General features: G+C 36.0%; 14 protein-coding genes and 1 pseudogene. 4 read left to right on the top strand and 11 right to left on the bottom strand.

Annotated elements, in window-relative coordinates; all coding sequences use genetic code 11:
• Positions 1-79: 79 nt before the first annotated feature.
• On the bottom strand, positions 80-679 hold the full coding sequence (locus G0028_RS06495) for a LysE/ArgO family amino acid transporter (protein WP_180044772.1): 600 nt from the start codon (positions 677-679) through the stop codon (positions 80-82).
• A 129-nt stretch (positions 680-808) separates the two neighbouring features.
• Here G0028_RS06495 and G0028_RS06490 point away from each other — a divergent pair.
• A pseudogene (locus tag G0028_RS06490) lies at positions 809-1,709 on the top strand (LysR family transcriptional regulator ArgP).
• A gap of 22 nt (positions 1,710-1,731) precedes the next feature.
• On the opposite strand, the gene G0028_RS06485 reads toward G0028_RS06490, so the two are convergent.
• Positions 1,732-2,304, bottom strand: a complete 573-nt coding sequence (locus tag G0028_RS06485; RefSeq protein ID WP_180044918.1) for a nicotinate-nicotinamide nucleotide adenylyltransferase — start codon at positions 2,302-2,304, stop codon at positions 1,732-1,734.
• A 104-nt stretch (positions 2,305-2,408) separates the two neighbouring features.
• Here G0028_RS06485 and G0028_RS06480 point away from each other — a divergent pair, with 104 nt between their 5' ends.
• Both G0028_RS06480 and G0028_RS06475 read left to right on the top strand, forming a co-directional pair.
• On the top strand, positions 2,409-3,209 hold the full coding sequence (locus tag G0028_RS06480) for an enoyl-CoA hydratase-related protein (protein ID WP_180044773.1): 801 nt from the start codon (positions 2,409-2,411) through the stop codon (positions 3,207-3,209).
• A gap of 94 nt (positions 3,210-3,303) precedes the next feature.
• Entirely contained in the window at positions 3,304-4,062 is a 759-nt protein-coding gene (locus G0028_RS06475; RefSeq protein WP_130072797.1) for a nitroreductase family protein, read from the top strand.
• A gap of 76 nt (positions 4,063-4,138) precedes the next feature.
• Here G0028_RS06475 and G0028_RS06470 read toward each other — a convergent pair whose 3' ends face one another.
• The 8 genes from G0028_RS06470 to G0028_RS06435 form a co-directional block, all read right to left on the bottom strand.
• Complete coding sequence (locus G0028_RS06470) at positions 4,139-4,453, bottom strand: NGG1p interacting factor NIF3 (RefSeq protein WP_180044774.1); 315 nt, start codon at positions 4,451-4,453, stop codon at positions 4,139-4,141.
• Positions 4,454-4,527: 74 nt separating this feature from the next.
• A complete protein-coding gene (locus G0028_RS06465) occupies positions 4,528-5,256 on the bottom strand; it encodes a hypothetical protein (RefSeq protein ID WP_130072799.1) in 729 nt (242 codons plus the stop codon).
• A 26-nt stretch (positions 5,257-5,282) separates the two neighbouring features.
• Entirely contained in the window at positions 5,283-5,747 is a 465-nt protein-coding gene (locus G0028_RS06460; RefSeq protein WP_180044775.1) for a hypothetical protein, read from the bottom strand.
• Between the two features lie 165 nt (positions 5,748-5,912).
• Positions 5,913-8,912, bottom strand: coding sequence for a DNA gyrase subunit A (gene gyrA / locus G0028_RS06455; RefSeq protein ID WP_180044776.1), 3,000 nt, complete (start codon positions 8,910-8,912; stop codon positions 5,913-5,915).
• A gap of 437 nt (positions 8,913-9,349) precedes the next feature.
• A complete protein-coding gene (locus G0028_RS06450; protein WP_130072802.1) occupies positions 9,350-9,841 on the bottom strand; it encodes a DUF2147 domain-containing protein in 492 nt (163 codons plus the stop codon).
• Between the two features lie 312 nt (positions 9,842-10,153).
• Positions 10,154-10,555 carry a hypothetical protein gene (locus tag G0028_RS06445; RefSeq protein ID WP_180044777.1) on the bottom strand — a complete coding sequence of 134 codons (402 nt, stop codon included), beginning with the start codon at positions 10,553-10,555 and terminating at the stop codon, positions 10,154-10,156.
• 501 nt (positions 10,556-11,056) lie between these two features.
• Positions 11,057-11,989 carry an FAD-binding protein gene (locus G0028_RS06440; protein ID WP_130072804.1) on the bottom strand — a complete coding sequence of 311 codons (933 nt, stop codon included), beginning with the start codon at positions 11,987-11,989 and terminating at the stop codon, positions 11,057-11,059.
• Between the two features lie 17 nt (positions 11,990-12,006).
• The gene (locus tag G0028_RS06435) at positions 12,007-12,759 is read right to left on the bottom strand and encodes an electron transfer flavoprotein subunit beta/FixA family protein (RefSeq protein ID WP_130072805.1); all 753 of its coding nucleotides are present in this window, start codon (positions 12,757-12,759) and stop codon (positions 12,007-12,009) included.
• 588 nt (positions 12,760-13,347) lie between these two features.
• Here G0028_RS06435 and G0028_RS06430 point away from each other — a divergent pair.
• A complete protein-coding gene (locus G0028_RS06430) occupies positions 13,348-13,986 on the top strand; it encodes a GNAT family N-acetyltransferase (protein WP_180044778.1) in 639 nt (212 codons plus the stop codon).
• On the opposite strand, the gene G0028_RS06425 is transcribed toward G0028_RS06430, so the two are convergent.
• Positions 13,934-14,314 (bottom strand): hypothetical protein, encoded by a 381-nt coding sequence (locus tag G0028_RS06425; protein WP_180044919.1) that lies wholly within the window; start codon positions 14,312-14,314, stop codon positions 13,934-13,936. The genes G0028_RS06430 and G0028_RS06425 overlap by 53 nt on opposite strands.
• Positions 14,315-14,616: the final 302 nt, after the last annotated feature.

Below are 14,616 nucleotides of genomic sequence, written 5' to 3'. Positions count from 1 at the left end.
CTTCAAGTTTTTGATCAATATTTTTGATATGAACATCCACTATGTATTTCATAATCACAAGTTGATGAGTCATTCAAATTCAATTGAATAGCAAATTAAAAGCCATCGCCCACATCATCAAAGCAATCATCATATCCAAAATTTTCCATGCTTGAGGCCTTTGAAAAATCGGTTGCAAAAATCTTGCACCAAATCCTAAGACAAAGAAAAATATAAATGAAGCCGTCATTGCACCGAAAGCAAAATACATTTTGGTTGCTGCATACTGTGTAGAAATTGAACCCAACAAAATCACTGTATCTAAATAAACATGCGGATTTAACCATGTTAATGCAGCACAAATGGCTAAAATCTTCCACACATTTTCTGCTTGAGTATCACTTGCAGATAAGCTTTGATTTTGCGTTACAGCAGCATAAAAATGTTGTGCACCATAAATAAATAAAAAAGCAGCACCAAAATATTTTGTGATGCTCAAAATTTGCGGATAACTTTGAATGACTTGGGCAAAACCTGTTACCCCTAGCGCAATTAAAATTGCATCAGAAGTAGCACAAAGTAAACATACCCAAAATACATATTGTCTTTTTAAACCTTGTTTGAGAACAAAGGCATTTTGTGCCCCAATGGCCACGATCAGACTCATACCAATCGCAAATCCATGAATAAATGATTGCATTTTAACTATACGATAACATCACTGAATGTCGTCATTATCTCGTTTTCCATTCAAAAATAAATTATTCTTAGAAAATCTCATCCAAACTAAATTTTTCTTAGTTAAATAAAGCCAAAATGAGCTATAAATATGTTACAAAGCAAACAAAGTGAAGCATTTTTAGCCATTGCTGAAACAGGAAGTTTTGAACTCGCTGCAATCCAACTCAATATCACAGCTTCAGCAGTCACATTACGGCTACAAACATTAGAAAAACAATTAGGACAAGTATTAATTTTACGAGAGCGTCCTTGCCGTGTCACACCAATGGGACAAACGCTATTACAACATCTACAACATATTCGCTTAATGGAAAGTGACCTATTACAAAATTTTCAAGGTAAACATCAAGCATCTGCTTTTTATAAATTAAAAATCGCAACCAATGCAGACTCTTTAGCCACATGGTTATTGGCTGCACTACAACAATCTGTACAACAACAGAACATTTTATTAGATTTAAAAATTGATGATCAAACTCAAACCCATCATTTACTCGAAGCAGGTTTAGTCAATGCCTGTATTTCTACCGAAAAAACAGCTATGCATGGTTGTCACACACATGCTTTAGGAAAAATGACCTATCGTATGGTGGCAAGTAAAGCTTTTTATCAGCAGTATTTTAAAAATGATATTTCACGTGAAGTTTTAAAAAATACACCCACCTGCTGTAATTTTTAATGAAAAAGACCAACTACATCAGCAAATTTTAACGCAACATTTTGGCTTAACTCAAACTATGTTTCCTTATCATAGTGTCCCATCTTCAACGGCTTTTGCAGAAGCAATTTTATTGAGCTTTGGTTATGGTCTACTGCCTGACTTTCAAATTGAGAATCGCATTCAGAATGGTCAACTCATTGAAATAATGCCTTTTGCCCAAATACAGATCCCTTTATATTGGCATCATTGGAAGCGACAATCGCCTCAACTCGAAGCTTTGACACAGCATCTGATTCAACAGAGTAAATATCTATTTGAATCAGAATAATGTATATATTTAAAATTTTCGATTAAAGCTCAATATTCGATGTATCTTGAGCTGCAAATTTAGCTTTGAGTTGCTGATAATGATCAGTGTGTTGAAATTTTTGTAAAAAATCCACTGTTCCAAGCGGAAATTCAGCCTGTTTAATTTCACCCTGAAAGTATGCTTCCCTGAGTGGGGTGGCTGAAATTGACCCTTTCAAACTATCTAACTCAACCATTTTCCATTCAGGAAAAAGCTGTAAATAATAAGAAGATTCATCCTTAAAGTGACCAATTAAACCCACTCGATCATCAGGTTTAACCACTTCATTGACCAAAGATTTAACCAATTTCACCCATTTCACATCATTATAAACATCAATAACATGTACAAAATGGATACGTTTTTGATTTTCAGCTGAAAAGTTAGAGAGAATCATATTTTCACGTTCTTCAGCACTAAAAGGATTTTTAATATTACGCTCATTTTGTGCCGAACCTAATGCCAAAATTATATTTTGACTTTGCGCTAATGCAATGTTTATAGTTTGCATATGTGCCAAATGAAAAGGCTGAAAACGACCTATATAAACCAGATAATCAAAACAATATTGCATCATAGTCCTCATTTTTATGAACTGACCAGTTTGCGTCTACACATAAAATATGCGACATAATGGCGTTATAAAAATCCAATGAATTTTAAAGCAAGGATAGTACGATGACCCTCAGTTGTATTCAACAGCCACATCCACATTTAAATGCAAATTTAGACAACGGCACACTCACTTTAGCGATTAATCGTCCTGAAGCAAAAAATGCACTTTATGGCGAGTTATATTTATGGATTGCGCAAGCATTGGATGAAGCCGATCATGATGATGCTGTACGCAATATCATTCTCCGCGGTCAAGACAATGACTTTACTGCTGGTAATGATATGCAAGACTTCTTGGCTTTTGCACAAAAGCCTCTAGATCGTAAAGCAGGTATGAATCCGCCATTTGTGTTATTAAAGTCGGCTGCTCGTTTTTCTAAACCATTGATTGTCGCTGTACGCGGCGTAGCCATTGGAATTGGTGTCACTATTTTATTACATGCAGATTTGGTTTATAGCGACAATACAGCATTATTCCAAATGCCGTTTGTTAGTCTAGGTCTATCTCCTGAAGGTGCCGCAACACAGCTTTTGGTACAACAAGCAGGTTATCATAAAGCGGCTGAGCTTATTTTTACTGCACAAAAATTTAATGCAGAAAAAGCTTTCGCCACAGGCTTAGTCAACGAAATTGTAGAAGATGCTTATGCACATGCTGAAGCACAAGCACGCCATTTATCTTCACTTCCATTGGCTTCATTAAAACAAAGTAAAGCCTTAATGAAACACAATTTACAACAAATCATTGAGTGTGTAGATCATGAAGCTGAAATATTTATGACCCGTGTCAAATCACCTGAAATGGCAGAAGCTGTTTCAGCATTTATGCAAAAACGTAAACCCGATTTTTCTCAATTTAACTAATTGAGTATATGATGAGCCAAAGCCACTGAAGTCATAATATTCAGTGGCTTTTTCATTTTAAATGCTAATTTATTTTTCATCTTAGGCAAATCTTATGTCACAAGAAAATTCAACTAAACAACGTTATTATGAACCTGCTCCACAAGATATTGATGTGGATAACTTTAAGCTTGTTCTGCAAAGTCGCCGCTCTGTACGTAAATTTACAGAAAAGCAAATTCCAAACGACATTTTAGAGCAATGCTTAGATTTAGCTTTGCTTGCACCGAACTCTTCTAATTTACAGCCTTGGACATTTTATGTTGTTCAAAATCAAGCGAAGAAAACACAATTGGTCAAAGCTTGCTTAGGTCAATTGGCTGCAAAAACAGCTGCTGAACTGATTGTGTGTGTCGCACGTACCGATCGTGTCAATGAAATGTCAAAACGTAATATCAGTGAATTTCCATTTCCTGAAGTACCACCAGCGGTGCAAAAATATTACAAATATATTCCGTATAACTATAAAACGGGTTATTTCAACACTTTGGGTAATTTTAAAAAGGTGGCATTTAAAATTGCCCGTAGTATGAATAAGCAATTGCCTGTAACTGCTTTTAATCCTGCTGATGCCCAGCTTTGGGCCGCAAAAACCACTGCATTGGCTTGCGAAAATTTTGTCTTGGCTTTGCGCGCGTATGGTTTTGATAGTTGCATGATGGAAGGCTTTGATGAACCTATGCTACGTCAAATTTTAAATTTGAATGATCAACAATATCCCGTTATGGTGATTGCCGCGGGTGAACGTGCCAAAGATGGCGTATTTTTCCCACAGTATCGTTTTGATCGTGATTTATTTATTGAAAAGGTTTAAAAATAAAGTCCTCTCTCCCGTTGAGGGATGAGAAATATTGTTTCGTAAAGAGAGGGGGCTTTTCAACTGACTTATGTCAATTAATCTCAACCATCTGAATAAACTCAAAAGCAGGCTCTTCATAAGGATGGCTTGCTTTTAAAGCTTTTGCCACTTTTTTCGCTTTATCTTCAGGAACAATCGTTTCCACACGCCATTCAGGGATTTGCTCTAAAAGATCCAACTCACCAATAAATGGATGTGCGCCTTGCACAGGTTTAAATTGCCCTTTGCCTAACACTTGCCATGCACAATGTTCATAATTTCCAATGCCACCTGCGCCTGCTGCAAATATTGCTGTTTTTGTCGTCTCTAAATGTGACTCGGGAACATAATAAATTAATTTTAACATCTCAGTTTATTTCCAATAAAATAGCATAGGGTTTCAATTTTTTTGCAAATATAATACTCAAGTTATTTTAAATTCTAAAACACCCTAAACTCAACTTGAAGCCATATCCAAATAAATTTGTAAAATATAAAATAAACAACAAAAATTAATCCTAAAATATAGATTATTATTGAAGAAATATTGTTTTTATAATCTTTCAAACAACTGAATAAAGATGCAATACAAATGCTAGAAGCAATAATAAAAATTAAAATGAAAGAAAATACATACATGTTTTTTGTATAACGGATTTTATTATATCTTTTAAAATTTGGATCTGCATTTTTAAAATAGATACGTGCTTCTTGTCCCTCACTAATCACCGTTGCTTTGCTGATCCAATATAAGTTTTTACGTTTCAACATCACACTATAATCAGGGCTATAATAAAACTCAGGATAGCTTATAGAATATTCAGCATTAGAGATTAACTTTAGTTCAGGGCGGTTAATTTTAAAAAAACTAAATTGTTGACTCACTAGAGTTTGTCCAGTTTTTTTATTTTTAACAATGAGTTCTGGAGCTTTAGGTTTTATCGTTTTACCTTTTTTAGAGTGGAAACTAAAAATAAGATCTTCAACTTCTAATTCTTTTTCTAATGTCCAATTTAATTTATAACTGATTTCATATTCAGTCAATGCAGCTAAATATGCTGTACGATATTCACTAAACATCACACTAAACCAAATAATCGCGCATAAAATAACAAAAATGACTTTTAATTCTCCTTTCACATCTGGTTTTTCTATCTGTTCATTATTCATATTTTTAGCTAAGTTATTTCTTTTGTTTATTCTGTTTCAGTGACTTGTTGTATTTGATCGGGTGTCACAAAAAGTCCTAATACTTTTGCACCGCCCTCATGCCCTTTAAATATCACCGTAAAACGAATAGGTTTGTCAGGATAATCATAATAATAAGTCACTGAAAATATTTTACCTACTTTTAAATCAACTGTTTTTGCACGATACACCACCTCTTTTGGCTCAATCACATGGTCAGGCATTATTTCAAAAATTTCTGGCAGCACTTGTGGATTATTATTTAATAATTTATGAACATCGAGTTCGACTAACTGATAAACCTTAATCTCGTTTTTTTCAACCAATGCCGTAAAGAGTTGTTGCGCCTTAGCATCTTGTACTGCACTACTTTCTGGAATTTCACCGATTGCCTTTTCAAGCACCGCATTGCCAACTTTTTCACACGCCATTAATGGCAAACTTAAACACAAAATAAGTAAAATATTCTTCATTCAAATCCCAGTTTATTTTCATAAAAGCATTTAACTTTCATTAAGAAACCAAGTTATCACAGATATAACTACAAATAAAACTCATCTATAAATTAAAATGATAAATATTTAAAGTGATATGCAATAAAAAAGAGCGCCGCAGCGCCCTTTCTCAATAACTACAAATTACTCATCAATGTCATTATCAATAGAATCAGTGTCACCTTCTTCCATGATTGTTTCATCAATCACCAGCTTTTCTTGATCCACTAATGCTTCACCATCAATGGTTTCAACTGACTCTAAAATTTCTTCATCTTCTTCAACCGCTTCAACCGCAACAACGCCAACCAAGATTTCTTCATTACCTAAACGGATGAGACGAACACCTTGTGCATTACGACCTGTTTGTGCAATTTCAGAAGCACGAGTACGCACTAAAGTACCACCATCAGAAATCAACATCACCTCTTTGGTGACGTCAATTGCTACAGCACCGACCAATTCACCATTACGCTCAGAAGTCTTAATGGCAATAACACCTTTCCCACCACGTTTCTTGGTTGGGAAGTCATCGACAGAAGTACGTTTACCATAACCATTGGCAGAAGCACATAATACTTCACCCGTTTCAGGAACAACAACGAGTGAAACAATACGGCTCACGAAACTTGAATCTGAAGAATCTTCATCTTCAGAATCTACATCTGTTTCTACGTCTTCATCCGCTTGTGCAGCTGCTAATGTCACACGCATACCACGAACACCTTTCGCAGTACGTCCCATCACACGCGCATCTGTTTCAGAGAAACGAATTGCCTTACCTTCGTTTGAGAACAACATAATTTGCTGTTCACCATCCGTAATTGCAACACCAATCAAGGTATCTTCGTCTTTCAGCTCAATAGCACGTAAACCATTTGAACGAACATTACTAAATTGTTCTAATTCAACACGTTTTACTGTACCTGAAGCGGTTGCCATAAACACATAGAAGTTTTTACGAACACTTTCAACACGTTCAGCAAATTCTGCAATTAAATCATCTTGTACATCTGTTGTTGAAAGCTCTAAACCTATTTCTTTCAACTGCTTACGTAAAGCATCAGACAAGTCATCAGGGTTTTCACCCAATTCAGCAAAAGCAGCTTTCAATGCTTCATAATGCGAATCAATAACTGAATTTTCACGAAGCTTCGCAACATTGGCACGCGTAAAACTTCTAAACTCAGCTAAACGCTCAGTAAATTTCTTCGGTGCATCAATCACAGGAAGAATTGCTGTAATGGTTTCCTCAGCGTCCAATGGCAATAAGTTCACCATCGGACGACCTTTCGCACCACGCGAAGCTTGCGGTACTTCAAATACTTTCAGACGGTAAACCTTACCGACATTGGTAAAACAAAGCACGGTTGCATGGTTCGATGTCACGATTAAATGTTGAATATAATCGTCTTCTTTCATCGAAGTTGCTGATTTACCACGTCCACCACGACGCTGTGCAGCGTAGTCTGACAATGGTTGAGTTTTCGCATAACCTGTTTTAGAAACAGTCAATACAACTTGCTCTTCTGGAATTAAATCTTCACGAGAGAAGTCAATACGTGACTCAACGATTGCTGTTTTACGAGCATCGCCATATTGTTGCAAGATCAAAGCAAGTTCTTCTTTAATCACGCCCATCAATAAATTAAAGTCATTTAAAATTGCTGTAAGTTCAGCAATTTGCGCTAGAATCTCAGAATATTCCGCTTGTAACTTATCTTGTTCAAGACCCGTTAAACGATGCAAACGTAATTCTAAAATCGCACCAACTTGTGCAGGTGATAAACGATAAATTGCGCCATCTAAACCAAATGGACGATTTGGATCCTCACCCTCAATCTCTTCAGGGCGTACAGAAATTGCACCCGCTTTTTCAAGCAAGGCAAGTACATTACCCCCTGCCCATTCACCCGCTTGCAAACGTTCACGTGCTTCTTGTGGATTTGCCGAAGTCTTGATGGTTTCAATAATTTCATCAATATTGGCTAAAGCAACAGTCAAACCTTCTAAGATATGACCTCGTTCACGTGCTTTACGCAATTCAAACATCGTACGACGTGTTACCACTTCTTGACGATGACGAATAAATGCCGCAATGATATCTTTCAAATTCATTAACTTAGGTTGTCCATTATCAAGACAAACCATGTTGATACTGAATGAATTTTCAAGCTGTGTATTTAAGAATAGGTTGTTTACAATCACTTCAGCGTTTTCTCCACGCTTTAAATCGATTGCAATACGCATCCCTTCTTTGTCAGATTCATCACGAAGTTCTGAAATCCCTTCAAGTTTTTTCTCTTTCACCAATTCAGCAATACGCTCAATGGTTTTTGCTTTATTGACCTGATACGGAATTTCAGTAAAGACGATTGTGGTACGACCCGTTTTTTGGTCTTCTTCAAAATGATATTTACCACGAATATGTAAACGTCCTTTACCTGTACGGTAAGCATCTACAATGCCTGATTTCCCATAAATAATACCACCTGTAGGGAAATCTGGACCAGAAATATGTTGCATCAATCCTTCAATTGAAATTTGAGGATTTTCTGCATATGCCAAGCACGCATTAATGACTTCCGTCATATTGTGTGGCGCCATATTGGTGGCCATGCCCACTGCAATACCTGTAACACCATTGATCAACAAGTTAGGAATACGCGTCGGCATCACCTGAGGAATACGCTCAGAACCGTCGTAGTTATCTTCCCATTCGACTGTATCTTTTTCTAAATCAGCCAACATTTCATGGGTCAATTTACGCATACGTACTTCGGTATAACGCATTGCCGCAGCACTGTCACCATCAACCGAACCGAAGTTACCTTGACCATCTACCAATTGATAACGCAAACTAAAATCTTGCGCCATCCGAACAATTGTTTCATAAACAGCAAAGTCACCATGCGGGTGATACTTACCGATGACATCACCGACAACACGGGCAGATTTTTTATACGCTTTGTTATAGTCGTTGCCTAACTCGTGCATAGCGAATAGCACACGACGATGAACAGGTTTTAGACCATCGCGAACATCTGGTAATGCACGTGAGACAATAACGCTCATCGCATAGTCTAGATATGAGTGCTTGAGTTCATCCTCAATGGCAATCGGTCTAGTTTCCGATACGCTCATGCATACTCCTTATTTCAAGCAACAAAGTTACTCGATTTATATCGTCAATCTTGCAAAAATTTGACCTAAAAATATAAGTCAAAATCTAAAATTCAGCCGAAAATTATAGCATAAAAACTTCACTTTTTGTGGCTTTAAATAGCGCTAAATCTTGTTAAATTTATGCATTTAAATGACAATTTTTCGTCCATTTCAATCATAAAATTAATTCAGCAAAAGCCTCATAAAAAAGTCTGACAAAATGATTGGAAAATTCATATTTTAAAAATTTATAAGTCAAAAAACTTCTCTATGGACTCAGGTAATAAAATTTATTTTAAATCTTAGAGCTAAAATAAGGCAATTGAGCCAAAAATTAAATGCGATGAAAAATTAACCTTCTAAATTATTTGATTCAGACAAGTTAGAAGGGTGAACACTGTTAAATCAATAACCTATTATTTATTAATCTCTGCTTGAGGGTCATTCACTTTAACCCACACTTGGGTACGCCCTAACATAGATACCCCAATAAAACCCCTTAAACGTAAGCGACGACCATCTGCAACCAATTGCCCTTTTCCTTCAAAAATCTTACCACTCTTTGCCTCTAAAACCTTACCATGGATAAAGTTATTTGGCTTTTTAGGATCTTCAATAAAACCCGATAAAATCTGCATACCGATTAAAGGTTTATTTCTATAAGGTTCAGGACATTTTGTACAATGTGTCAACGGCACGCCACCTGGAGCAGCAAAACGATGGACAATAAATCCGCCATACGTCCCATTTTCTAACTTTTTGATTTCAATAATAGACAACGCCTCTCCTGTGCGATCATCTACGCTTTTCCAATACCCCACCAATGGACTAGCAGCATAGACTTGTGCGAACAACCCCATTCCCAATAAAGCAATTAACGCAATTTTTTTTAAAATATTCTGTTTCATCTTATGTCCTATAAGAATTATTACTCTTCCTCTCTGGAAGCAAGGTTTATATTACTTATCGCCTTATAAAATACAATTGTTTTTTAAAACAAATCACTGATTACTTTTAGATATTTCATTATTTAAAACACATTTCATATAATTTTTATTAGAATTATTCTCTTAAATACATGCTCCACCATTGAGCAGCAATAGTATTTTTTCTTTAAAAATATTCTGTGTTTTAGCATCAAATATCAAAGGTTCTGATTTAAGCCATTATTTTTCTATAAACATAAAAAACATATTTTGCTTCAATCACGCATTTATACTTTAGGGAATAGCGTTACTATTCATTCCATCAAGAATTGCCAATACAAAAATGATCACTGCCCACACAATATAAATAAATACCTTCTTATTTTTTAATGGATGCTCCACAAATCTACCTTGTGCCCGTAAAATTTTTTCTTGTGTTATATCAAATAGTTTTCTTATTTCATTTTTAGCTTTATGCTCGTTCTTTAACGATTGATTCGAATTTGAATGTTGATATGGCTTTATATCCGCATCTTGATTCAAAATATGCTGCTTTTGTCGTTTGCCTCGGTTTAAAGATCGGATATGACTCCCTGTGAAATCATCAAAAGCTTGCTGATGCTTTAAGCGTACACCACAGATTCCACATCGGACTGCTTCATTGATATTTTCAGCATTGCACTTATGACATTTCATTCTATTTATCCTCTTTTTATCCCCCTACAGGAACTGTAAGTCCAATTTTTTAAAATATTTTGCCCATCAAAAATCAATCGATATACAAAAGTTACAATGAGAGCGTTCAGTCTAAACAGTACATAGACAAGAATTAAAATAATTAATCCCAATAAATCCACACCACAATCCAAGGACTCCAATGTAGATAATATTTTTTAGATCGATCTTTTCTAAAAGCATCTTGCAGTAAAAGACAAGCCGTACAAGCCAATATTATACCGAATATGGAAAAAACAATCATACCGAAGCGATCGTCCGCCATATTTATTGTCATAGCATAGACCATTACGAGCATCATCATGCCCACGAACAATGCTGATTGAAAAACAATGATTCTTTTAAAAATATGATCTTGTGTAAATTTTAAATTTATGTTCATTGAACTTATCTATTTTTAATTTAAATAAAAAACGCCCTTAATATCTTAAGAGCGTCTTTTTTGAAACTTAAAGTTCAGAATTAAAGTTTAGAAACTAACTCTGGAACTACAGTATTCAAATCACCGACTAACCAGTAGTCAGCTACAGCATTGATTGGCGCTTCTTCATCTTTATTGATCGCTACGATCACTTTAGAATCTTTCATACCCGCCAAGTGCTGAATCGCACCAGAAATACCGACAGCGATGTATAGGTCAGGCGCAACGATTTTACCTGTTTGACCAACTTGCATGTCATTAGGAACGAAGCCAGCATCAACCGCAGCACGTGAAGCACCTTGAGCAGCACCAAGCTTATCAGCAAGTGGATCAAGTACTTTGTGGTAGTTCTCACCAGAACCAACACCACGACCACCTGAAACAACGATACGCGCAGCTGTTAATTCTGGACGTTCAGATTTCACGATTTCTTCAGAAATGAACTTAGAAATACCAGCATCACCTGTTGAAGCAATTGCTTCAACAGCAGCTGAACCGCCGTCGCTTGCAACAGCATCAAAAGCAGTACCACGTACAGTTGCAACAACGATAGATTCGTCAGATTGAACAGTCGCAATCGCGTTACCAGCATAGATTGGACGTTTGAAAGTTTTAGGACCTTCAACAGCGATGATGTCAGTGATCATGCTTACATCTAATAGTGCAGCAGCACGTGGAAGAATGTTCTTACCCGTCGTTGTAGAAGCAGCTAGGATGTGAGAATAACCCGCACCGATAGAAGCTACGAGTTTAGCCACGTTTTCAGCCAATTGATTTGCATAAGCAGCATCATCAGCAAGTAATACTTTGCTTACGCCAGCAACTTTAGCAGCAGCATCAGCAACTGCTTGAGCACCAGAACCTGCAACCAATACAGTGATATCACCACCGATTTTTTGAGCCGCAGCAACAACGTTTAATGTTGCACCGTTAAGTGCTTTATTGTCGTGCTCAGCGATAACTAAAATACTCATGATTTTATCCTTCTGTATTAGATCACTTTCGCTTCATTTTTTAATTTTTCAACAAGCTCATCTACAGATTTCACTTGTACGCCAGCTTTACGCTCTGCAGGTGGTTCAACTTTAACTGTTTTAAGTTTAGACGTTGAAGTAACACCATAATCAGCAGGAGATTTCGTATCAAGCGGCTTTTTACGTGCTTTCATAATGTTTGGCAGCGCAGCATAACGTGGCTCATTCAAACGTAAGTCAGTCGTAATAATTGCTGGAAGTGCAAGTTCAACAGTTTGTAAACCGCCATCCACTTCACGTGTTACTTGTACTTTGTCGCCTTCAACTTTAACTTCAGAAGCAAATGTACCTTGACCTGAACCAAGTAAAGCACCGAGCATCTGACCAACTTGGTTAGAGTCGTCATCAATTGCTTGTTTACCTAAAAGGATGAGTTGTGGTTGTTCTTGTTCAACAACACCTTTTAAGATTTTAGCAACTTCTAAAGCACCCAGTTGGCTATCATCAGCTTCAACCAAGATACCACGGTCCGCACCTAATGCCATCGCAGAACGGATTTGTTCTTGTGATTCTTTAGGGCCAATAGAAACCACAACGATTTCAGAAACAGTTCCTTTTTCTTTTAAGCGAACCGCTTCTTCCACTGCGATTTCATCGAATGGGTTAATTGACATTTTAACGTTAGTAAGGTCTACCCCACTATTGTCCGGTTTAACTCGAACTTTAACGTTGGCATCAACCACACGTTTTACAGCAACAAGAGCCTTCATGTAATCCTCGGCTGTTTTAGCAAATGTAAATGTTAAGAAGAGTTATCATAACCCTTCATTTAAAATTATTTAGGTGTCCTATCTTGCAATGTGTTTGGCATTTCGGTCAAGTCACAATTCACTAAAGTGATGTAAAAAAGCGTAAAAATAGTTGAACGCACAGTTCAAAAATATTTTTTTCAAACAATTCACTTTGTTTTAGCTATTATTCAATAAAATTTTAAATATTGATTTTTAAGGTTTAATAAATTTTCAATCACGCTATTTTAAACTTTCTTAAGATATAAAACCAATAAATGATCTTAAAAAAAATTTCACTCAAAATTACTGATTCAGCTTATCAAAAATTGTCATTTAAGATATAAAACTGAAAATTTAGGTATTTTTTTAAATATTTTTTACGTTTGCTCACAACTTTCTTTTTAATTTTCCGCATTCTTTTAGATAAACAACGAAATATCTTCAATAAATTACCTTCATCTGATGCAAAAAAGTTGTTTTTTTGATCGACCTACAGGATTAAGCTCATGCTACTGCACAGTTACTGTAAAATATTTTTACACCTACAATCATTTAGGTCATTTTAAAATGTTGACTTACCAGCTTGAAACCAAACGTTTATATTTACGCCAATGGCAACGCTCAGATGTTCCAGCTTTTGTACAATTAAATGCTGACCCCAAAGTCATGCAATATTTTCCAAAATGCCTAACAGCAGATGAAAGTGAACAATTGGCTATATGCTTTCATAATTTAATTCAGGACAATCAATGGGGGTTTTGGACAGTTGAGTTAAAACAAACTCAACAGTTTATTGGTTTTGTTGTTTTACATGCACAACCCGAACGCTTTAGCTTTTCCCCATGTGTTGAAGTCGGTTGGCGTTTAGCACACCACTATTGGCATCAAGGTTATGCAACCGAAGCCGCCGAAGCATGCCTCGCTTTTGCATTTGAAATATTAAATCTAGATACTCTAGTGGCTTTTACAGCACATCTTAATCTTGCTTCTGCCAAAGTTATGCAACGTTTAGGTATGACTTATTTATATGACTTTGATCATCCTGCCTTGGCAAAAAACCATCGACTTTCCCAACATGTCTTGTATCAGATCACACGACATGAATTTATACTACGCTCGAACAAGAGTGAAATTGTATATTCAAAAACAGATGCTAATAAGAAGAACTACTTTGAGCCGCTAAAAAATCTCGGTGAATATGACTGAGTGAAATTAAATCTTGATGCTCTAAATCAAATATCTGCCAAACTGCTAAAAAATCTTCCTTTGCATCCACATGCTGTGACACACTTTTTGCTGCTTGCCATTGTTGATCAGAAATCCATAAATATACTTCTTGAGTTTCAGTATTTAATGCTTGCACTTTACCTTCCGCATTAATTCCTAGGACTTTTCCTTGTTGTGGTAAAGTCGCCTCAATTTTCGGAAGACTAAATTCCACAAAATGTTTAACTTGACGTAATCCATAGCCACGAAAAATTTCTTTTTGCGCTTCAGTCAATTGTTGATATTTTTGCTCAAGCTCAGGAATCATTTTATTACCCAGTACATGTTCAACATCTTTTTTTAAAAATGGAAAAAATCGTGCACATCGCACGTTGCCTAAAACATATACAATAGAGCGCCACAAAATACAATTATCCTTTTGGCTTTTTTATTGATAAAAGATGCAAAGCATATTCTCTAGTCATATAAGTTTTGATTTTTTATTGCTATTTCAGTTTACACTCAAAGAATGCCAAATAATCTGCATTCATGTAAATTGTAAGAGACCGTGTATTTTAGAGTTTCACCCTCTTCTAATTAACTAAAATTTGTCATTTGCACATTTATTGC

The sequence above is a fragment of the Acinetobacter piscicola genome, from assembly GCF_015218165.1.
Lineage (GTDB): Bacteria > Pseudomonadota > Gammaproteobacteria > Pseudomonadales > Moraxellaceae > Acinetobacter > Acinetobacter piscicola_A.
Note: the sequence above shows the minus strand (reverse complement) of the source record. Positions and strands in the feature narration are given on the sequence as shown.